At 62.0% G+C, this 18,913-nt stretch carries 19 protein-coding genes, 2 tRNA genes and 1 riboswitch; of the genes, 12 read left to right on the top strand and 9 right to left on the bottom strand.

Features of this window, described 5'->3' with window-relative positions:
- Window positions 1-174 precede the first annotated feature (174 nt).
- From C5J22_RS13060 to C5J22_RS13045, 4 genes are read left to right on the top strand one after another with little or no spacing between them, the layout of a single operon-like run.
- The gene (locus tag C5J22_RS13060; RefSeq protein WP_105438866.1) at window positions 175-882 is read left to right on the top strand and encodes an alpha/beta fold hydrolase; all 708 of its coding nucleotides are present in this window, start codon (window positions 175-177) and stop codon (window positions 880-882) included.
- Complete coding sequence (locus C5J22_RS13055; RefSeq protein ID WP_105438572.1) at window positions 879-1,232, top strand: extradiol ring-cleavage dioxygenase; 354 nt, start codon at window positions 879-881, stop codon at window positions 1,230-1,232. Before C5J22_RS13060 ends, C5J22_RS13055 begins: the two co-directional genes overlap by 4 nt.
- Window positions 1,225-2,067 (top strand): class III extradiol dioxygenase family protein, encoded by an 843-nt coding sequence (locus C5J22_RS13050; protein ID WP_105438571.1) that lies wholly within the window; start codon window positions 1,225-1,227, stop codon window positions 2,065-2,067. The genes C5J22_RS13055 and C5J22_RS13050 overlap by 8 nt, the downstream gene beginning before the upstream one ends.
- A 4-nt stretch (window positions 2,068-2,071) precedes the next feature.
- The gene (locus C5J22_RS13045; RefSeq protein ID WP_105438570.1) at window positions 2,072-2,398 is read left to right on the top strand and encodes a YciI family protein; all 327 of its coding nucleotides are present in this window, start codon (window positions 2,072-2,074) and stop codon (window positions 2,396-2,398) included.
- A 62-nt stretch (window positions 2,399-2,460) separates the two neighbouring features.
- Here C5J22_RS13045 and C5J22_RS13040 read toward each other — a convergent pair whose 3' ends face one another.
- Window positions 2,461-3,234, bottom strand: coding sequence for a siderophore-interacting protein (locus C5J22_RS13040; protein WP_105438569.1), 774 nt, complete (start codon window positions 3,232-3,234; stop codon window positions 2,461-2,463).
- Between the two features lie 369 nt (window positions 3,235-3,603).
- On the opposite strand from C5J22_RS13040, the gene C5J22_RS13035 reads away from it, so the two are divergent.
- Complete coding sequence (locus tag C5J22_RS13035) at window positions 3,604-3,858, top strand: DUF6074 family protein (RefSeq protein WP_105404137.1); 255 nt, start codon at window positions 3,604-3,606, stop codon at window positions 3,856-3,858.
- Window positions 3,859-3,923: 65 nt separating this feature from the next.
- Here the strand turns inward: C5J22_RS13035 and C5J22_RS13030 are convergent.
- Window positions 3,924-3,999: transfer RNA gene (locus C5J22_RS13030), tRNA-Thr, on the bottom strand.
- 130 nt (window positions 4,000-4,129) lie between these two features.
- Window positions 4,130-5,086 carry a nitronate monooxygenase family protein gene (locus C5J22_RS13025; RefSeq protein WP_105438568.1) on the bottom strand — a complete coding sequence of 319 codons (957 nt, stop codon included), beginning with the start codon at window positions 5,084-5,086 and terminating at the stop codon, window positions 4,130-4,132.
- A 247-nt stretch (window positions 5,087-5,333) separates the two neighbouring features.
- On the opposite strand from C5J22_RS13025, the gene C5J22_RS13020 reads away from it, so the two are divergent.
- Window positions 5,334-6,560, top strand: coding sequence for a hypothetical protein (locus C5J22_RS13020; protein WP_172746615.1), 1,227 nt, complete (start codon window positions 5,334-5,336; stop codon window positions 6,558-6,560).
- Between the two features lie 4 nt (window positions 6,561-6,564).
- Here the strand turns inward: C5J22_RS13020 and ppk2 are convergent, their stop codons facing one another.
- Window positions 6,565-7,446, bottom strand: coding sequence for a polyphosphate kinase 2 (ppk2, locus tag C5J22_RS13015; RefSeq protein WP_105438566.1), 882 nt, complete (start codon window positions 7,444-7,446; stop codon window positions 6,565-6,567).
- Window positions 7,447-7,727: 281 nt separating this feature from the next.
- Here ppk2 and phoR point away from each other — a divergent pair, with 281 nt between their 5' ends.
- A complete protein-coding gene (gene phoR / locus C5J22_RS13010; RefSeq protein ID WP_105438865.1) occupies window positions 7,728-8,909 on the top strand; it encodes a phosphate regulon sensor histidine kinase PhoR in 1,182 nt (393 codons plus the stop codon).
- 128 nt (window positions 8,910-9,037) lie between these two features.
- Here the strand turns inward: phoR and C5J22_RS13005 are convergent, their stop codons facing one another.
- A complete protein-coding gene (locus C5J22_RS13005; RefSeq protein ID WP_105438565.1) occupies window positions 9,038-9,475 on the bottom strand; it encodes a PACE efflux transporter in 438 nt (145 codons plus the stop codon).
- 186 nt (window positions 9,476-9,661) lie between these two features.
- Window positions 9,662-10,198, bottom strand: a complete 537-nt coding sequence (locus C5J22_RS13000; RefSeq protein WP_046630584.1) for a GcrA family cell cycle regulator — start codon at window positions 10,196-10,198, stop codon at window positions 9,662-9,664.
- A gap of 408 nt (window positions 10,199-10,606) precedes the next feature.
- Between C5J22_RS13000 and C5J22_RS12995 the strand changes: the two genes are divergently transcribed.
- The 3 genes from C5J22_RS12995 (at window position 10,607) to C5J22_RS12985 (ending at window position 13,977) form a co-directional block, all read left to right on the top strand.
- Window positions 10,607-11,803 carry an aspartate aminotransferase family protein gene (locus C5J22_RS12995; RefSeq protein ID WP_105438564.1) on the top strand — a complete coding sequence of 399 codons (1,197 nt, stop codon included), beginning with the start codon at window positions 10,607-10,609 and terminating at the stop codon, window positions 11,801-11,803.
- Window positions 11,804-11,857: 54 nt separating this feature from the next.
- Window positions 11,858-12,775, top strand: coding sequence for an ornithine carbamoyltransferase (gene argF / locus C5J22_RS12990; protein WP_105404046.1), 918 nt, complete (start codon window positions 11,858-11,860; stop codon window positions 12,773-12,775).
- A gap of 212 nt (window positions 12,776-12,987) precedes the next feature.
- Complete coding sequence (locus C5J22_RS12985) at window positions 12,988-13,977, top strand: Hsp33 family molecular chaperone (protein ID WP_046630591.1); 990 nt, start codon at window positions 12,988-12,990, stop codon at window positions 13,975-13,977.
- Between the two features lie 38 nt (window positions 13,978-14,015).
- On the opposite strand, the gene C5J22_RS12980 is transcribed toward C5J22_RS12985, so the two are convergent.
- The 3 genes from C5J22_RS12980 to C5J22_RS12970 all read right to left on the bottom strand — a co-directional run bounded on the left by C5J22_RS12980 (window position 14,016) and on the right by C5J22_RS12970 (window position 17,467).
- Window positions 14,016-15,602: a tannase/feruloyl esterase family alpha/beta hydrolase gene (locus C5J22_RS12980; RefSeq protein ID WP_105438563.1), complete on the bottom strand. Its 1,587-nt coding sequence runs from the start codon at window positions 15,600-15,602 to the stop codon at window positions 14,016-14,018.
- 115 nt (window positions 15,603-15,717) lie between these two features.
- Window positions 15,718-16,110 carry a Co2+/Mg2+ efflux protein ApaG gene (gene apaG / locus C5J22_RS12975; RefSeq protein ID WP_046603197.1) on the bottom strand — a complete coding sequence of 131 codons (393 nt, stop codon included), beginning with the start codon at window positions 16,108-16,110 and terminating at the stop codon, window positions 15,718-15,720.
- A 172-nt stretch (window positions 16,111-16,282) separates the two neighbouring features.
- On the bottom strand, window positions 16,283-17,467 hold the full coding sequence (locus tag C5J22_RS12970) for an O-succinylhomoserine sulfhydrylase (RefSeq protein WP_105432093.1): 1,185 nt from the start codon (window positions 17,465-17,467) through the stop codon (window positions 16,283-16,285).
- A gap of 43 nt (window positions 17,468-17,510) precedes the next feature.
- A riboswitch (SAM riboswitch) is annotated at window positions 17,511-17,589 on the bottom strand.
- A gap of 73 nt (window positions 17,590-17,662) precedes the next feature.
- Between C5J22_RS12970 and C5J22_RS12965 the strand changes: the two genes are divergently transcribed.
- Both C5J22_RS12965 and C5J22_RS12960 read left to right on the top strand, forming a co-directional pair.
- Complete coding sequence (locus tag C5J22_RS12965; RefSeq protein ID WP_172717201.1) at window positions 17,663-18,757, top strand: 2'-deoxycytidine 5'-triphosphate deaminase; 1,095 nt, start codon at window positions 17,663-17,665, stop codon at window positions 18,755-18,757.
- A 53-nt stretch (window positions 18,758-18,810) separates the two neighbouring features.
- Window positions 18,811-18,884 (top strand) — tRNA-Gly (locus C5J22_RS12960).
- Window positions 18,885-18,913 lie beyond the last annotated feature (29 nt).

Raw genomic sequence — 18,913 nt, 5'->3', positions numbered from 1 at the left:
GTCTGAGCACACGCGATTCGGAGATATGTATCCCAAATATGTAAATTTTGACCATTGCTGGCTTATAATCCGGTCTATTGTATCCCAAATAAAATCGATGTATACATTGCGGAAGAGGATTTTCGGCTTGCGGTTGGCGAACTGCCCCACACAGGCTGGTCCGATAGGAAGATCATGACGACCCTTGTTCTCATACCCGGACTTGTATCGGACGCGATCGTCTGGGCGCCCTTGGCCGAAGCGGCGTCTGGCGTCATGCCGGTTCATCACGCCGATCTCTCTGGCGGCGCATCGATCACCGGTATGGCTCGAACGCTTCTCGACGAGACGGATGGCGATATCGTTGCTGTCGGCCACTCGATGGGCGGGCGTGTCGCCCTGGAGATCGCTCGCATGGCGCCGGATCGGGTTCGCGGCCTTGTGCTGGCCAATACGGGGCATCATCCAAAGCGCGAAGGCGAGGAATTCAAGCGTCAGCAGATGATCGATCTCGGCAACCGCAGCATCGAGGACCTGGCGCAGCAATGGTTGCCGCCGATGCTCGATCCGGCCCGCGTGGGTGACAAGGACCTGATCGAACGCCTCCACGCCATGGTCCTCAGGGCAGGCTCGCAGGTTCATGAGCGCCAAATCCGCGCCCTTATCGGTCGCCCGGATGCCAGCGCCTATATCGCCGATCTTCGTTGTCCCATCCTGCTTGTCGCCGCTCGCCAGGACGGCTGGAGCCCGATCGCCCAGCACCAGGAAATCGCCGACGCGGCGCCGGATGCCGAGCTCGTCATCATCGAAAATGCCGGGCACTTCGCTCCCGTGGAGCGACCCGTGGAAACCACCGCCGCCATCACCGAATGGCTGGCGCGCAGATTTGGAGAACCTCAATGAGTGAAGCAGCAGCTACGATACCGGATACACCGCTCTTCGACCGGGCAGGCTCGATCCGCGGCTACCGGATCAACAAGATGGCGATGGCGCTTGGCCAGCCCGCCAACCGCGCAGCCTTCAAGGCTGACGAAGAGAGCTATCTCGACAGTTTCGGCCTGAGCGCCCACGAAAAGTCGGCGGTCATGGCTCGTGACTGGCACGAGATGGTCCGCCTCGGCGGCAATCTCTTTTTCATCCTGAAGATTTCCGCGGTCGATCCGACCCCGATCACCAGGATCGGTGCGGCCCAGGCCAGCATGGAACACGAAGACTTCCTGCATCTGAGACTGGGAAAAAAGCGCAATGGCTAAGATCATCGGTGGGCTTGGAACGAGCCACGTTCCCTCGATTGGTGCTGCCCTCGACAAGGGACTGCGCAACACGCCGGACTGGAAGCCGTTCTTCGACGGTTACGAAGTTGGCAAGCAGTGGATGCGGGACGCCAAGCCCGATATCGCTGTCGTCGTCTTCAACGATCACGGCAATACCTTCTTCCTCGACCGCGTGCCGACCTTCGCCGTCGGCGTTGCCGAAACCTACAACCCGGTCGATGAAGGCTGGGGACCGCGCGCCATTCCGGCATTCGAAGGGGCGGTCGATTTCTCCTGGCATTTCGTCGATAAGCTGGTCGAGCGCCATTTCGACCCGATGGTCTGCCGCGAGATAGAGGTGGATCACGGCCTGCAGGTGCCGATGGAACTGTTCTTCGGCCGGCCGGAAGCCTGGCCGGTGAAGGTCCTGCCGATCTGGGTCAATACCATCCAGTATCCGATCCCGACCCCACAGCGCTGCTGGGAAATGGGCAAGGTCCTGCGCGAAGCGATCGAGAGCTGGCCGGGCGACGAACGCGTCGTCATTCTCGGCACCGGTGGCCTGTCGCATCAGTTGCAGGGCGCCCGTGCCGGCTTCATCAACCAGGCGGCCGATCGCGCCTGGCTGGACGGCATCGCCAGCAATCCGGAACCCTATCGCGCCATGAGCCGCGAAGACTATGTGGAACAATTCGGCTCCGAAGGCGCCGAACTGATCATGTGGCTCGTCATGCGCGCCGCGATGAACAGCGACGTCAATCTCATCCACAAGCACTACCACGCCCCGGCATCGATGACCGGCGCCGGCATGGTCGTGCTGGAAAATGCGGCCTGATCCGATGTTTTTCCTGATGCGCTGCCTGCACAATGAAGGCCAGGATGCCGCCCGCGATACCCACCGCCCGTCGCACCGGGCCTGGGTCCAGTCGGGCGGTGAAGGCCTTGCCGCGGTCCTGATCGGCTCGGCCCTTGTCGACGAGGGCGGTTCGTCGCTTGGCAATTTCGGCATCCTGGAGGCCGCGAGCCTCGAAGAGGCGCAGGCTTTTGCGCAAGGCGATCCCTTCAATCGTGCCGGGATCGTTTCGGCGATCGAGCTGACGCAGCTGCCGGACACGTTCCAGGCGGCTCGGATCAGCGATCCGATGACCCCGCGAAAGAACGGCTAATCCATTTCGGCCAATAAAAAGCCCGCCATCCGGCCAGGATGGCGGGCTTTTCGTCATGTCGTTCAGTCCCCGATCGTCTCATGGGCATCCGCCTTGCCCTCGGCCCAATATCCGGCGGCCTTGATCCAGGCGAGCGGATATCCGCGCTTCTCGACCAGATAGGCTCGAACTGCACGGGCGACCGAAGCTTCGGCGGCGACCCAGACGAAGGTCTCGGGCTGAAGCGCGATCGTCTCGAGTACGGAGATCAGCCCGGAGGCGTCCGTGGCGCGGGAAAGAGGGCGGTGCACCCAGAGCGTCTCCAGCGACGCCGGCGTCTCGAAGACCTGTTCTTCTTCAGGCCCGGTGACCAGCCCGATACTCGTGATCACGGCGTCTTCGCCCGCCTCCTCGATACGCCGCCCCATCGCCGGAAGCCCGGTCTCGTCGCCGATAAGCAGCCAGCGGTTCACGCCCGAGATGACGGCTGAACCTCGCGGACCGCCGATCGACAACGTGCTGCCCGGCTCGGCATCAAGCGCCCATCGCGTGGCGGGACCGGCATCGTGGACGGCGAAATCGAGCACCAGCGACCTGGCGTTCTGATCGTACCGCCGGGGTGTATAGTCACGGCGCTCCGGTTCCCCGGCATCGGCCGGCAGGAATATCTTGACGTGGTCGTCCGGCGCAGCGCTGACGAAATCCGAAAGATCCCCGCCGCTGAGCGTGATGCGCAGCATCTGCGGCGTGATACGCTCGACGGTTTCGACCGTCAGCACGCGACGCTTGAGTTCGTGACGAATGCGCTCGATCTTGGGGGCGGAGGAAGTCTGGTCCTGGGTCGTAAGGTCGTTCATCTAAATCCTTTCACGGGATGTCGATATCGACCTGCCGGACACAGCCGCGCAGACCGAAACCGGCAATGCCCGGTCGATCAGCGCGTTGAGTGACGTTAACGCTTACGTGCGAAGCCTTGCGGCAATCGCAGTGTGAGCTTTAGGTAGGCGGGCAAAGCCCCGACGGCAAGGGTTGGCGAGCGTCAATTCCGGCAATTTTGCCAGTTGGGAAACTGCAAACAGCCGTCGTCAAGGTGATCGTCTTCGCAGCGATGGCCTCGACATCCACCTTCCCTGCACCAGATACCTCCGATCGTTCAGCCTTTGTGAAGGACTGGCGGCCAATGTGCTGCGATCCCTGGGCGATTCGCCCGACAATATGGAGATGGCATGACGCTGCTGCAATTCCCCGCCGATCGGCGCACCGCTGACGTAAAACGTTGCGCCGAAGCGCTTCTGCGGCTTCACGGCGAACAAGCGAACCGTTTCTGGAGATCGGAAATGGCCAGTTTCGCGGCAGTTCTCAGAGCCCAGGGCGTGGCAGACGAGGAAATCTCCCGCCAGGCCGGCCTGTTCATGCACGCCGTCCAGATGCAGCTCCAAAACGATTGCCTCAACGACGAAACGAGCCTTGTGGCAGGTTGACGCCCGCCGGCCTTCTGGCCGACCGATATCGGTGACGCAGGGGTACGGAAAAATTGGAAGATAACTGGTGCCGCTTGCAGGACTCGAACCTGCGACCCCATCATTACGAATGATGTGCTCTACCACCTGAGCTAAAGCGGCACGGGCAGCGGCCGGTTTTGCCGGGGCTGCGAGTGATGCGGCTGATACAGGCAATGACCTGCGATTTCAAGCCGGGTTTTGGGCTTCTCGACGATTTTCCTGAAAAGACGGTTATTATCCAGCCGTTAGTTCAGACCGTAAGGCGCTCGCGCGCCGCCCGGTATTCGCTTTCCAGCCGGTCGACGAGTTCCGCGACCGGAACCACCGCCTTGACCGCGCCGACGCCCTGGCCTGCCCCCCAGATCTCCTTCCACGCCTTCGGCCCGCTGACCGCCTGGTCGAAGTCCATCTTGGACGGATCGGCGACCGGGAGGGCGTCCGGGTCCATGCCGGTGGCGGTGATCGAACCCTTGAGGTAGTTGCCGTGGATGCCGGTGAAATAGTTGGAATAGACGACGTCGGCAGCATTCGAATCGACGATCATCTGCTTGTAGCCATCGACGGCGCGCGCCTCCTTCGTGGCGATGAAGGGCGAGCCGATATAAGCCATGTCGGCGCCCATGGCTTGGGCGGCAAGGATGCCGCCGCCGGTGGCGATCGCCCCGGCGAGCAGCAGCGGCCCGTCGAACCATTCGCGAATTTCCTGCACCAGCGCGAAAGGAGACAGCGTGCCGGCATGCCCGCCGGCGCCGGCAGCGACCGCGATCAGCCCGTCGGCGCCCTTGCGGATCGCCGAATTGGCGTGGCGGTTGTTGATAATGTCGTGCAGCACGATGCCGCCATAGGAGTGTACGGCGGCATTCACCTCCGGCACGGCTCCGAGCGAGGAGATGACGATCGGTACCTTGTATTTCACGCACATCATCAGGTCGTGCTCCAGGCGCTTGTTGGAGGTATGGACGATCTGGTTGACGGCAAAGGGAGCGGCAGGCCTCTCGGGATTGGCAGCGTTATAGGTGGCGAGATCCTCGGTGATCATGGCCAGCCACTCGTCGAGTTGGCTTTCCGGCCGCGCGTTGAGCGCCGGGAAAGCGCCGACGACGCCTGCCTTGCATTGCGCCAGTGTCAGTTCCGGATGAGAAATGATGAACAGCGGCGACGCGACCACGGGCAGGCGGAGCCTGTCCTTGAGGACTGCTGGAAGCATGGATCAAAAACCTCCCGATTGACCTTTACGCAAACGTAAATCCGTCTACCAGATCGCGGGAGGCTCGAAAAGCCGGTGGAAAGATTTTCGAAGCAGATCTCCGCAATGCCCGGCAGGGCCGCCGACATATCCTGTCCTTATTTTTCGCCATGGTGCAGTCGAAGGCGGTGCTTGCAGTTCCGCGGCGGAGGGGTTACCGAAACGTAAACTCCCGCGCGGTGGGAATGACGATGAAGAAGGACCGGCAGTGAGCGGTTTGGAAACGGCCATCAGAAACGCACTGGATCGCTCGAACCGGGCGGACCGGGAGATCAGGGCGCGTATTTATCAGTCGGCGCGCCAGGCACTGGATGCCGGCCTTCGCAAGCAAGGCGTTACCGACCGGTTGATCATCATGCAGCAGCATGAACTCCTGGAGCGGAAGATCCACGAGATCGAAATGGCGGAAGTCGAGCGCCTGGTGGAACCCGCGCCAGGACCCGCCGTGGAGCTCGAACCTGAGCTGCCATACGCCGCGGAACCCATGGCGGTGGAATCTCCGGTCATGCCGGCCAGCCCGCGGCCGGAAGCGCCGCAACGGCCGGCGGCACCTTCGCCTGTCGCGCCGTCCATCGATACCGTTTCGGGTGAGACGCGCGCTCCATCTGCTGCTGCTATGTCCTCCGGCGATCTCGGCGGCGTCAGCCCCGCGCGCGGCGAGCGGATCGAAGCCGAGCCATTCCAACCGGAACCTCCGGCGAAAGCTGCAAAGCCGGGCAAGCCGAACAAGAACGCCCGCCCGTCCTCCGATAGCGGCCTGGACGTTCCCCCGGAACGGGCCGCCAAACCGCGAAAGCGTCGGGGTTTCTTGTCGCATCTCCTGACCTGGGTCATCACCCTTGGCGTGGTCGGCGGCGCCTGCTGGTGGTTCTATCAATCCGGTCTGGTGCAGTCGATCGTCGAGGAAGCGATGAAGTCGGCCGACCGCTCGGTCGCCGGCCAGGCGGCGGGAGGCCCGGTCGCCTTCGATCCACGCCGCGGTTTTTCCGACGAGTGGGTGGAAATCTTCGTGCCCTCCAAGGCGGCGGAGATGAAAGCCGGCGGTCAGGCGAAAGTCGAGGCGGTGGCCGCATCGGAAGGGCAGGCCGTGCGCATCGCATCGGCAACGTCAGGCGACGGCGGCGATGTCTCGGTCGAAGTGCCGCCGGAAGTACTGCGCGAAATGGCAGGCAAGAGCTCGACAGTGGCCCTGACCCTGCAGTCGGGGCAGAACAGTTCCGTGCAGCTGTCGGTCCGCTGCGATTTCGGAAGCCTCGGCAACTGCAGTCGTCATCGCTTTACGGCAACGCAGGAGAAGCTGGAGGCACTCTTCCGGGTAACCTTCGAGCGGTCGCTTGCCCCCAACCGGCCCGGCCGCCTGATCTTCAACAGCGGTATCGACGGCGCGGACCGGGCGGTGCTGCTCTATTCGGTGCGCATCCTGCCCGGCCAATGACTCTTTATCTCAGGAACTTCGGACCGAAACCGAAGATCTTGTCGTCGATCTCGCCGATGGCGTCCTTGTCCTTGCCCTCATAGTCGAGCGACAGCAGGATATGGCGAATGACGTTGAGGCGGGCGCGGCGCTTGTCGTTGGCCCGCACGACGGCCCATGGCGTCTCCTTGTTGTGGGTCCTTTCGAGCATCGCGTCGCGCTTCTCGGTGTAATCGTCCCACTTGTTGAACGCGGCGATATCCATCGGCGACAGTTTCCAGATCTTGAGTGGGTCGTGCCGCCGGTCATGGAAACGCTTGAGCTGCATCTCGCGGCCGATATCCAGCCAGAACTTGAAGAAGATGATGCCTTCGTCGGAAATCGTGTCCTCGAAGCGCGGAACCGCCTTCATGAAATCCTTGTACTGTTCCGGCGTGCAGAAGCCCATCACCGGCTCGACCCCGGCCCGATTGTACCAGGAGCGGTCGAACAGCACGATCTCGCCCGAGGTCGGGAAATGCGAGATGTAGCGCTGGAAATACCACTGGCCGGCCTCGGTCTCGGTCGGTTTGTTGAGCGCCACCACGCGGGCCGAACGCGGATTGAGGTAGGCATTGATCGAAAAGATCGTGCCGCCCTTGCCGGCCGCATCACGGCCCTCGAACAGCGCCATCATCCGCTTGCCGGTCGCCTTCAGCCAGAACTGCACCTTGACGAGTTCGACCTGCAGCTTTTCGAGCTGCTTGGCGTACTTGTCCTTGTCGAGTTTGTCGTCATGGGGATATCCGCCAGAGCTAAGCGCATGCTCCTCGATCCAGGCCGGCAGTACCGGGTCGTCGATATCGAACTGCTTGAGCTTGCCGTTGATGTCGATGCTGACTGCCCGGCTTTCGGTTTTATCCGCCATGATAGTGCTTCCTCCGATCGATCCGCCGCATGGGGGCGGTAGCCGATATGTAACGCAAGTTCGAAATTCCGCTACTCTCCGGATAACGCCAATTTTCCAATATCCCAACGGAAGCGATGTATATCTGTCATGCAAGGGATATATGAGCGCGTGTTCAACCTGTGAAAGCTGCGAGTCTGTCTGTGGAGTCGGTACTGGAGAAATGGCGTCGGGGTCTGGGCACGCTCGTTGCGAGGGCCCGCCAGGAACGCGCGCTGTTGCTGCTTCTGACCCTGCTGGCGATGATCGCGTACCTGATCGGCATGGACTGGGTGGGCTTGTTGGTGGGCTGGCTGCTCCTGGTTCTGGTCGTCGTCGGCCGCAAGCCTGTCGTCCTTCCGCCGCCGGCCCCGGAGATGGTCGAGGAAGAGCGGCCGGGCTTCCAGCCGTTACCCCAGGTGGCGGCAACGCTCGGTGCCTTGGATATTCCGGCTTTCGTGCTCGGCGAGGACGTCACGGTCCTCTATCAGAACAAGGCTGCCGAAAGGGCCTTTGGAACTCTTTCTCCAGGTTCGCATCTTTCGGCCCGGCTGCGGTCCCCCGGCATTCTCGACATGGTGCGGGAAACCATCGCGACTGATGAGCCCAACCAGATCGAGCATTCCGAGCGGTTGCCTTCCGAGCGCGTCTATACCCTGCGCATCGCGCCGATCGATCTCGGCCAGGCGATCCAGCAAAGTCCCGAAGGGGCGGCGCAGAAGCTCTATCTGCTCTCCTTCAGGGATATTTCGGAATTGCGCCGCATCGATCGGATGCGTTCGGATTTTGTCGCCAATGCCAGCCATGAACTGCGCACGCCGCTTGCCTCGCTGCGAGGCTTCATCGAGACCCTGCAGGGGCCGGCGCGCTCCGACGCTGCCGCGCACGAGCGGTTCCTTGCCATCATGTTCGACCAGGCGACGCGCATGAGCCGCCTTGTCGACGATCTCATGTCGCTGTCGCGCCTGGAGCTCAAATCCCATATCGCACCGGACCAGACGATCGACCTGAAGCCGCTGATCGGTCATGTGCGGGACGCGCTGGTGCCGCTCGCCGATGATCTCGGAGTGGAAATCCGCACGCATCTGCCGGAAGGCAAGGTGGAAGTGCTGGGCGACCGTGACGAGCTCGTTCAGGTTTTTGAAAACCTGATCGAGAACGCCTGCAAATACGGCCAGGAAGGCAAGTTCGTGGACGTTTACCTCAGGAACGGCGCTTCCGATCCGGTGGAAGTGACGGTTGTCGACCAGGGTCCGGGCATCCCGGCCGAGCACGTTCCGCGGCTGACCGAGCGCTTCTACCGGGTCAGCGTGGCCGATAGCCGTTCCAAGAAAGGCACGGGCCTCGGCCTTGCAATCGTCAAGCACATCCTGACCCGCCACAGAGCCCGCCTGATCGTGAAATCGGAAGTCGGCAAGGGAAGCGAGTTCACCGTCAGGTTCTGACAAAAGGGAGTGCTATCGACGTCCCATGTCCGGCGCCTCGGGGAGGCGCTCAATTTCTCCAAACATGCAGGGTGTCATCCGCACCGTCCGCGGCGCGGATTGTTCGATGGAATCTTGAGGAGGCGGCGTCAGGCTGCCTCGGTCTGCCGTTGCCATTCCGGCAGCGGAAAGATGCGGTCATAGGCCCAGTTGAACACGAAGGCATAGACCACGTAGAAGACTGCGAACGACACGTCCATCGTCAGCGCATGGACGAGGCTGATGCCGAGATACCAGGCGATCAGCGGCAGAAGCGCGATCAGCAGACCAAGTTCGAACAGCACCGCATGCGCCACGCGTATTGCGGTGTTTTTCTGCGTGCCGCCGGTAAAGCGCTGCATCAGGTGGTCGAAGCCGAGATTGTAGAGATAGTTCCAGCCGGTGGCGATCGTCGCACTGCCGATGCCGACCACGCCGATATCGGCGGCCGGCATGCCGAAGGCGAAGGCGCCGAGCGGTGTGATGAGAGCGAGCCCGATCAGCTCGAAGCTGATGGCATGGCGGATACGGTCGCGTGTCGAGCGCATGATGACCTCCTGGGTGCTTTCCGGGTCGTCCCGGAGTTTTTGCCCGAATGGGGGAGGTCGTCCTCGCCGTCCTTCAGATAGGTGCAATGCCGATCCGGAGCAAGGCTTGGCCGGCATATCTGCCATGCGCAACAAAAAAGCGGGCCTGAGCCCGCCTTCGATTTTGTCCTCGTGTCGCGCCGCCGCTCAGACCCGAGCAGCAACCTTGCGGCGCTCGTTGACCGGCTGGTAGGCGAGCTTTGCATGATAGCTGCAATAGGGCGATGCATCCGGGGATTCACAGCCGCAGAAGTGGAAGTCGTCCTTGAGCGGATCGCCGACCGGCCACTTGCAGGTGCGCTCGGTAAGTTCGGTCAATGCAAGGCGACGGGAGATCGGCACGACCACGTTGGAGGCGGGACGATATTCCATCTCCTGATAGGGTTCGATTTCGACCTCTTCCTTGACCATCGTCGCACCGACGGCGCGGGTAACGGTCCGGGTCGTGACGCGCGACGCATAGTTCGGAGCTCGCGGCGCCGATGTCGTGCGCTTGGCCGCAGCTGAACGGCCCGTCGCTACCGTGCCGCCGGCTTTCGCCCGGCCCGGCAGGCTGAGACGGTGCACCTTGCCGATAACGGCATTTCGGCTTACGCCTCCAAGTTGCGCTGCGATCTGGCTGGCGCTGAGGCCCTCCGACCATAATCTTTTGAGCTTCTCGACACGCTCGTCTGTCCAGTTCATGCCCGTTCTCCGCCTTTGAACGTTGCTGGCATGCAGAATCCTTCCACCTTTGCTGCGAAATTCATTTCGCAGCACCCACTATATCTATGCTTGAGGTGACTAGTTCCGCCGCATGCAGTCTAGTAATTGATCTTTAACCTAGTGTGAGGCTGACTCCGTGGCAAGAGTCGGGGGAATCTGCGGGAATCGATTTCGTGGTTTTCCCCAACTTGCTGTCCGGGAGAGTCATTTTTGTCACATTGGCCGGCGCCCGCCGCTTTCCGGCCCGGGCCTGCCCAAAACGCCGAGCTTTGTTGACATTGATGGCCTAAACCCCGATAGTGCCCCCGCCGCCCAGTGGGCGGCATTTTTGATTTTTTCGGCCCGTTGCATGGGCCTTTCTGGACTGCCTAGAGGAGTGATGTCGCCATGGCTGAAGCCGCGCTTTTCGACACGTTTGCCCGGGCTCCGCTGCGCTTCGAGCGCGGCGAGGGCGTATGGCTTGTGACGGAAAGTGGAGAGCGATATCTCGATTTCGGCTCCGGCGTCGCCGTCAATTCGCTTGGTCACGGTCACCCGCACCTCGTCGGCGCGCTGAAGGCGCAGGCCGACAAGGTCTGGCACACGTCCAACATCTTCGAACAGCCGGGCCAGGAGACGCTGTCGCGTCGTCTCGCCGACAATTCCTTCGCGGATAAGGTGTTCTTCACCAATTCCGGCGCCGAGGCGCTCGAATGTGCCATCAAGACCGCGCGCCGCTATCAGTTCGTGAAGGGCCATCCGGAGCGTTTCCATATCATTACCTTTGAAGGCGCCTTCCACGGCCGTACGCTGGCGACCATCGCTGCCGGCGGCCAGGCAAAATATCTCGAAGGTTTCGGCCCGAAGGTCGAAGGCTTCGATCAGGTGCCGTTCGGCGACATGGACGCTCTGAAGGCCGCGATCACCGATGCGACGGCGGCTATTCTGATCGAGCCGATCCAGGGCGAGGGCGGTGTTCGGCCGGTTCCGAAGGAATTCCTCCAGGCGTTGCGTCAGGTCTGCGACGACAACGGCCTGCTGCTGATCTTCGACGAAGTGCAGACCGGCGTCGGCCGTTCCGGCAGGCTGTTCGCCTATGAGTGGGCGGGTGTGGCGCCGGACATCATGGCGCTTGCCAAGGGCATCGGTGGCGGCTTCCCGCTCGGCGCGTGCCTTGCCACGGCGGATGCCGCGTCCGGCATGACCGCTGGCACCCATGGCACGACCTACGGCGGCAATCCCCTCGCCACGGCGGTCGGCAATGCCGTGCTCGACGTGATCCTGAGCGACGGCTTCCTGGAAAACGTCCGCGACGTCGCCTTGGTGTTGCGGCAGGGGCTCGCGAGCCTCAAGGACCGCTTCCCCGACGTCATCGAGGACATCCGTGGTGAAGGCCTGCTGCTCGGCGTGAAGGCGAAGGTGCCCGCGGGTGATCTGGTTGCCGCCATACGCGGCGAATACATGCTGACCATTCCGGCCGGCGACAATGTGGTGCGTCTCCTGCCACCGCTCACAGTCACAGCGGAGGAAGCCCGAGAAGGGCTTGCCCGCATCGAGAGGGCGGCGGAAAAGCTTTCCGCTTCCGAGATGAAAAAATCGGCCTGAGCGGGCAAAAGGGGGGACGCCGTTGCTGGTTTCCCGCTTCACAGGGAACATCACATGGCATCTCCCAAGCATTTTCTCGATCTTTCCGCCGTTTCCCCGGCTGATCTCAGGGCTATCCTCGACGACGCGAAGGTCCGCAAGCAGGCGACCAAGGCCGGTACCGCGGAAAAGCCGCTCGCCGGCAAGATGTTGGCGATGATCTTCGAAAAGCCCTCCACGCGCACCCGCGTATCCTTCGATGTCGGCATGCGGCAACTCGGCGGCGAAACGCTGTTTCTGTCGGGTACCGAGATGCAGCTTGGCCGCGCCGAGACGATCGGCGATACGGCCAAGGTCCTGTCACGTTACGTCGATGCGATCATGATCCGCACCACGGATCACGCCCGCATGCTGGAGCTTGCCGAACACGCGACCGTGCCGGTCATCAACGCCCTGACCGACGATACGCATCCCTGCCAGATCATGGCCGATATCATGACCTTCGAGGAGCATCGCGGGCCGATCGCCGGCAAGACGGTCGCCTGGACCGGCGACGGCAACAACGTGCTGCATTCCTTCGTCGAAGGTGCTGCCCGTTTCGGCTACCGCATGAACATGGCGGTGCCGATGGGCTCGGAACCCTCCGACAAGTTCCTCAACTGGGCGCGCAACAACGGCGGCAACATCATGCTTTGCCATGATGCCGAAAAGGCGGTTGCAGGCGCCGATTGCATTGTCACCGACACCTGGGTGTCGATGAACCAGGAACACAAGGCACGAGGCCACAACGTCTTCCAGCCGTTCCAGGTCAATGCCGACCTGATGAAGCGTGCCGACAAGGATGCGCTGTTCATGCACTGCCTGCCGGCCCATCGCGGCGAGGAAGTCACCGACGAGGTGATCGACGGGCCGCAGTCGGTCGTCTTCGACGAGGCTGAAAACCGCCTGCATGCGCAGAAGTCCATTCTCGCCTGGTGCTTCGGCGCCGTCTGAGTTCAACGTCCCGGATTGAGGACGCGGAGAGCTGGCGGCGGCAATCAACCTTGATTTCCGCCTCGCAATCCCCCATTTGTCGGCTTTCAACAATACGCCGTCTTCTGGACTGGCGTTTCAACACACATCGTCGACGTCTTTTCCTCCGGCCAGCGGTTCCGCTTGGGCTGGCGCTTGTGTAAAGGTTTGGGTCGGCGCGAAGGAGTGAAGTCATGGCGGAAGCGACTGTGGAACTCAACGAACTCGACTTTGCCGGAGACGATCGGGTCGTTCCCTTCCAGGTGGAAGGTCTCGACGTGCGCGGCCGTGCGGTCCAGCTCGGGCCGCTGCTCAACTCCATTCTCAGCCGTCACGAATATCCGGGTCCGGTCGCGCGGCTGCTTGCCGAGGCGATCGTGCTGACCGCCCTGCTCGGCACCTCGCTGAAATTCGATGGCAAGTTCACGGTGCAGACCAAGGGCGACGGCCCGGTCGATCTGCTGGTCGCGGATTTCTCGACGCCCGACAGCCTTCGTGCCTATGCCCGGTATGATGAAGAAGCCCTGGCCGCTGCCGTCGAGGAAGGCAAAACTTCGCCGCCCGATCTCCTCGGGCAGGGAGTGCTTGCCTTCACCATCGACCAGGGCCGCGGCATGCAGCCGTATCAAGGCATCGTGCCGATGGACGGCTCATCGCTCGAGGAGATTGCCGGCGTCTATTTCCGTCAGTCGGAGCAGATCCCGACCAGGGTCCGCCTAGGCGTCGCCGAACTCTTCGACCGCGATGCCGATGGCAAGCCGCGTCACAATTGGCGGGCAGGCGGGCTTGTCGCGCAGTTCCTGCCGCACGCGCCTGAGCGCATGCGCCAGCCGGACCTGCATGGCGGCGATGGTGACGAGCGCGATTTCGAGTTCACCGAGGACGATTCCTGGGCCGAAGCCCGCACGCTGGTGGAAACGATCGACACCGACGAGCTGACAGATCCGCGGGTCGCAATCGAACGGCTGCTGTTTCGCCTGTTCCATGAGCGCGGCGTGCGGGTCTATGCGCCGCACCCGGTGTTCGATCGCTGCAGCTGCTCGCGCGACAAGATCAAGGGCGTTCTCTCGGGGTTCTCCGCCGAGGAGATCGAGGCCAGCGAGGAAGACGGGGAGATCGCCGTCACCTGCGAGTTCTGCTCGACCACCTATCGCTACACGGCGGATGAATTCGCCGCAGCCTGATTATCGAACGGCGGGAGTTTCCTCCCGCCGTTTTCATGTCAAGGCATCTTGCATTCGAAGTTCGCGCCATCCTTCAGATCGCCGCTGCCGGAATATCTGGCTGATTGAGGATAGGGGCAGAGCTGCCGCGTCATCACCGGCTTGCCTTCCTTGATCTGCTTCGCCTGGATCACCGTCGGCGCCTTGCCGTTCTCCACCCAGTCCATCAGCGGCGTGAAGGCATCGAAGACATCCGTGCCGTAGCCCATGGTGCAGTGGAACATGCCGGGCACCATGAACAGGCGGTAGAACTCCGCCGTCCGCTCGGCGCCCATCTGTTTGCGGACGGCTTCATAATAGTTGACGCCCATCATTGGGTTGAGCGCAGGGTCGGACCAGCCGAAATAGTTGATCATCCGCCCACCGCGTTTTTGGAATTCGCTGAGATCCGGGTTGGTGGCGTCGACGATCTCGCGGATCGCGCCGATCTTCGGATATTCGCTATCGAAGTCGAACGTCTTCCAGTCGATCGCCTTTCCCGAGGCGGGCAGCATCGCCATGTTCTTGACGAAGGTCTCCCCATAGGCCAGCTGCCGGCTCGGCCCCTGCTCGGAGACCATCCACATGTCCCAGCCGCTCACACCGGTCGGATCGACACCCTCGGTGCCGAACTGTACGCCGGGGAAAATCGTCTCCCCCTTGATCTTCACCCCGCCGGCGAGCGTCTTCAGCGTTTCCACCTGCGCCGGCGTAAAGCAGTCGGAACCGCCGGCCTCGCAAGTCTTCAGGTCCTTGGCCGGATCGAAATTGCATTGACGGGGATCGGCGATCAGCCCGTCCTTGGCACCGTCGATCGCATCGCATTTGTCCATCACCGCCTTGGCGAGCACCGGAAGCTGAGCCCGGCTGATCGGCGCCTTGAGCAGTGCCCGCGCGTTCCAGACGCCCCAGATCTGCGTATTGGTGAGATCGAGAACCGGAGCTCCGGCAAGGATGCCGTCGAAATCGCCCGGATAACGTTGCGCCGCCATCAGGCCCTGGCGTCCGCCGGTCGAGCAGCCATCCCAGTAGGAGAAGGAGGGATGCCGGTCGTAATAACGTGCGGCAATCGCCTTGGCGGTGTCGACCGTCACATGCACCGCGCGTGAGCCGTAGTCGATCAAGAGGTCAAGGTCTTGCGCAAAATCCCCGAGCTTGTAGGTCGCCGCATCGTGGCCGGTATTCTGCTGGACGGTGAGGAAGCCTTTCGAAAGCGCCGCATTGCGGGTGGCGACCCGTGAAGCTGCCGCAAGGTCCTCGCCCGCGTAGCCGCCATTGCCGAACATATAGAGCCGCCGGTTCCAGTTGTCCGGCAGGGTAATCTCGAAGCGAACCTGCGGCCGGATATAGCCGGTCACCTGGCAATGGCCGGGGACCGTTCCCACGCCGGCTACATGCGTGGCCTTCAGCGTCGTCATCTCGGCAAAGGATTGGCTGTTCAGCATGCCGCAGGCGATCTGCGGCGACACGGTGGCGGAAGCGAAATCCGGCCTGTCCTTCTGATCGATGAAACTGCTCTTGTTTTGTGCGAGTGCCGGGGTGAAGGCCGCAAGCGCCAGAAAGGCGCAGGGCGCCAGCAGAAAGGCCCGCTGAAGCGATCGTGTCATCAAGTTCTCCTCCCAAAGACCGGTTGACCACGTCAAGATGCCGCAGGAGGGAAGGGGTAACAAATAGAAAAACCGACGCCACCCATAACCTCCAGGTTGTCGTCGGTAGCGCGGTTTAGTTGAGGACGCGCATCAGGCCCGGTGAATCCAGCGAGAAGGCCGGGATCGTCACCTCGAAGGTCTCGCCTTCATCGGTCTGCATGTCGTAATGGCCGAACATCAGCCCGGATGGTGTGTCGAGAGGACAGCCCGAGGAATATTCGTAGCTGTCGCCCGGCTTCAGCCGCGGCTGTTCGCCGACGACCCCTGGCCCGTCCACCTCGTCGACGATGCCGTTCTGGTCGGTAATGTGCCAGTAGCGATGCACCAGCTGCACGGTGAGCGTCGAATGATTTTCGATGACGATGCGATAGCCCCAGACATAGCGGCTCTCTTCCGGATTGGATTGCTCCTCCAGATAGTAGGGTTCGACGGCGACATCGATATCTCTTGTCCGGGCGCGATACATGCGACACCTCAACAAATCTAACTTGGTTCGATATTGTACAGAGGCGCCGCAACGTCAAGAAATCTCGCGGTTTGAACAACCGAGTGTGAGCATTTGTTGAAGTTAAGGATAACCGGGATGGTGAATTTCTGGTCGATCCACCACCCCGGCCACTATCTTGAAAAGCGAACGCTTACACGCCGGCCTTGGAAAGCGCCCGGGCGAAATCCTCGATCAGGTCGTCGGTATCCTCGATACCGGCCGACAGGCGCACGGTGCCGGGCGAGATGCCGAGTTCGGCACGGGCCTCGTCCGTGAGGTTCTTGTGCGTCGTTGTCGCCGGATGGGTGATCAGGCTCTTGGAATCGCCGAGATTGTTGGAAATCTTGACGATTTCCAACGCGTTCTGCAGCTTGAAGGCCGCTTCCTTGCCGCCCTTCAATTCGAAGCAGACGAGCGTCGAGCCGGCCTTCATCTGCCTGGCGATGATATCGGCCTGCGGATGGTCCTTGCGGCCGGGATAGATGACCCGGGCCACCTGTTTCTGGTCGGCGAGGAAGTCGGCGATCTTCGACGCGCTTTCCGTCTGCTGCTTGACGCGCAGCGGCAGGGTCTCGATGCCCTTCAGCAGCGTCCAGGCATTGAACGGCGACATCGCCGGCCCGGTATGGCGGAAATAGTCGTGCAGGTTCTCGTCGATCCAGGCCTTGTCGGACAACACGACGCCGCCGAGGCAGCGGCCCTGGCCGTCGATGTGCTTGGTGGCCGAATAGACGACGATATGCGCGCCAAGTTCCAGCGGCTTCTGGTAGAGCGGGGTCGCAAACACGTTGTCGACGACGACCTTGGCGCCGATCTGGTTGGCGAGCTTGGCGACGCCGGCAATATCGACCACTTCGAGCGTCGGGTTGGTCGGGCTTTCCAGGAAGAACACCTTGGTCTTCGGCGTGATCGCCTTTTCCCAATTCTCCAGGAAGCGGCCGTCGACCAGCGTGCATTCGATGCCGTATTTCGGAGCAAGCGTCTCGACCACCCAGCGGCAGGAGCCGAAGAGAGCCCGGGCCGCGACGATATGGTCGCCGGCCTTCAGCTGGCAGAGGATCGCCGCGGTGACGGCGGCCATGCCCGAGGCGGTGGCGCGCGCGTCTTCGGCGCCTTCCAGCATGCACATGCGCTTTTCGAACATGTCGTTGGTGGGGCTGCCGTAACGCGCGTAGATGAAGCCGTCTGTCTCGCCCTTGAAACGGGCTTCGGCCGCTTCCGAGGTGTCATAGACGAAACCCTGGGTCAGGAAGATCGCTTCCGAGGTTTCGCCATATTGCGAACGCAACGTGCCGCCGTGTACGAGCTGGGTTGCCGGGCGCCATTTGTTAGTCATGCGTGTCCTCTTTCAGAACAAAAAAACCGGTCGCATAAGCAGACCGGTTTCGCACCCGGTCTTTTTAGCCACTTATTTAACGTGGCTGCAAGCCGACCGGCCAAATCACCACGGGATAAGATTGGCATAGCGCCGCGCCCCGCTTGCGTCAATGGCTCGCATTTGGTTTTGTCGCGTCGAAAACTTGAGAGAGACATGATGGCTCGCGAAACAGGAATCTTGGCGGACCGCGCGATCGCGGCGCTTTTCGACAGTGGACGGCTGATCTCCGAGCGGGAGCTCGACCTGGATCAGGTTCAGCCCGCCAGCCTCGACCTGCGCCTCGGCGCCAAGGCGTTTCGCGTACGCGCCAGCTTCATGCCCGGTCCGACGAGCCTCGTCTCCGACAAGCTCGATCGGCTGAAGTTGCACGTGATCGACCTCTCGGAAGCCGCGGTGCTGGAAACCGGCTGCGTCTATATCGTGCCGCTGATGGAACGGCTCGACCTGCCGGCCAATATGTCTGCCTCCGCCAATCCGAAAAGCTCCACCGGCCGGCTCGATATCTTTACCCGCGTGATCACCGATTACGCGCAGGAATTCGACAAGATCCCGGCCGGCTACTCCGGCCCGCTCTACCTGGAAATCTCGCCGCGTACGTTCCCGATCGTGGTGCGCCGCGGTTCGCGCCTGTCGCAGATCCGTTTCCGCGTCGGCAACGCGCTGCTCGGCGAGCCGGACCTTCTGCAACTCCATAACGACGAAACCCTGGTCGCCTCCGCAAAGCCGAATGTCTCGGGTGGCGGCATCGCCCTGTCGATCGATCTTTCCGGCGACAGCGTCGGCCTGATCGGCTATCGCGGCAAACACCACACGGCCGTCGTCGATGTCGACAAGAAGGCGCAGCACGATATCTTCGATTTCTGGGAGCCGCTTTACAGCCGCGGCCGCAACGAGCTTATTCTCGATCCCGACGAGTTCTATATCCTCGTCTCGCGTGAGGCGGTGCATGTCCCGCCGCTCTACGCCGCCGAGATGACGCCCTTCGATCCCTTGGTCGGCGAGTTCCGCGTCCACTATGCCGGTTTCTTCGATCCCGGTTTCGGCCATGAGGCGGCAGGGGGACGGGGCAGCCGGGCGGTGCTCGAGGTGCGCAGCCACGAAGTACCCTTCATCCTCGAAGACGGCCAGATCGTCGGCCGCCTGGTCTACGAACACATGCTGGAAAAACCCGAAGGCATGTACGGCGCAGGCCTCGGCTCAAACTATCAGGCACAGGGCCTGAAACTGTCGAAGCATTTTCGCGTCTGACACCACCTCCGGCTTGACAGTCGATGCCGTCTGTTGGAAATCTGCAGACCGACGCGGGTGTAGCTCAATGGTAGAGCAGCAGCTTCCCAAGCTGAATACGAGGGTTCGATTCCCTTCACCCGCTCCAATTTCCCGCCACACGCACCAGCTGCCTTT

Origin of the sequence: Neorhizobium sp. T25_13 (assembly GCF_002968675.1) — a bacterium.
Classification (GTDB): Bacteria; Pseudomonadota; Alphaproteobacteria; order Rhizobiales; family Rhizobiaceae; genus Neorhizobium; species Neorhizobium tomejilense.
This window is presented reverse-complemented; position numbering and strand designations above follow the sequence as displayed.

Excerpts from the sequence above, each read along its gene's own strand:
- C5J22_RS12980 (WP_105438563.1), bottom strand. The coding sequence starts at position 15,602 with ATGACACGATCGCTTCAGCGGGCCTTTCTGCTGGCGCCCTGCGCCTTT.
- C5J22_RS13035 (WP_105404137.1), top strand. The coding sequence starts at position 3,604 with ATGACGCTGCTGCAATTCCCCGCCGATCGGCGCACCGCTGACGTAAAA.
- C5J22_RS13060 (WP_105438866.1), top strand. The coding sequence starts at position 175 with ATGACGACCCTTGTTCTCATACCCGGACTTGTATCGGACGCGATCGTC.
- C5J22_RS13050 (WP_105438571.1), top strand. The coding sequence starts at position 1,225 with ATGGCTAAGATCATCGGTGGGCTTGGAACGAGCCACGTTCCCTCGATT.
- C5J22_RS12985 (WP_046630591.1), top strand. The coding sequence starts at position 12,988 with ATGGCGGAAGCGACTGTGGAACTCAACGAACTCGACTTTGCCGGAGAC.
- C5J22_RS13025 (WP_105438568.1), bottom strand. The coding sequence starts at position 5,086 with ATGCTTCCAGCAGTCCTCAAGGACAGGCTCCGCCTGCCCGTGGTCGCG.
- C5J22_RS12965 (WP_172717201.1), top strand. The coding sequence starts at position 17,663 with ATGATGGCTCGCGAAACAGGAATCTTGGCGGACCGCGCGATCGCGGCG.
- C5J22_RS13005 (WP_105438565.1), bottom strand. The coding sequence starts at position 9,475 with ATGCGCTCGACACGCGACCGTATCCGCCATGCCATCAGCTTCGAGCTG.
- phoR (WP_105438865.1), top strand. The coding sequence starts at position 7,728 with ATGATCGCGTACCTGATCGGCATGGACTGGGTGGGCTTGTTGGTGGGC.
- C5J22_RS12970 (WP_105432093.1), bottom strand. The coding sequence starts at position 17,467 with ATGACTAACAAATGGCGCCCGGCAACCCAGCTCGTACACGGCGGCACG.
- ppk2 (WP_105438566.1), bottom strand. The coding sequence starts at position 7,446 with ATGGCGGATAAAACCGAAAGCCGGGCAGTCAGCATCGACATCAACGGC.
- argF (WP_105404046.1), top strand. The coding sequence starts at position 11,858 with ATGGCATCTCCCAAGCATTTTCTCGATCTTTCCGCCGTTTCCCCGGCT.
- C5J22_RS12995 (WP_105438564.1), top strand. The coding sequence starts at position 10,607 with ATGGCTGAAGCCGCGCTTTTCGACACGTTTGCCCGGGCTCCGCTGCGC.
- apaG (WP_046603197.1), bottom strand. The coding sequence starts at position 16,110 with ATGTATCGCGCCCGGACAAGAGATATCGATGTCGCCGTCGAACCCTAC.
- C5J22_RS13045 (WP_105438570.1), top strand. The coding sequence starts at position 2,072 with ATGTTTTTCCTGATGCGCTGCCTGCACAATGAAGGCCAGGATGCCGCC.
- C5J22_RS13055 (WP_105438572.1), top strand. The coding sequence starts at position 879 with ATGAGTGAAGCAGCAGCTACGATACCGGATACACCGCTCTTCGACCGG.
- C5J22_RS13000 (WP_046630584.1), bottom strand. The coding sequence starts at position 10,198 with ATGAACTGGACAGACGAGCGTGTCGAGAAGCTCAAAAGATTATGGTCG.
- C5J22_RS13040 (WP_105438569.1), bottom strand. The coding sequence starts at position 3,234 with ATGAACGACCTTACGACCCAGGACCAGACTTCCTCCGCCCCCAAGATC.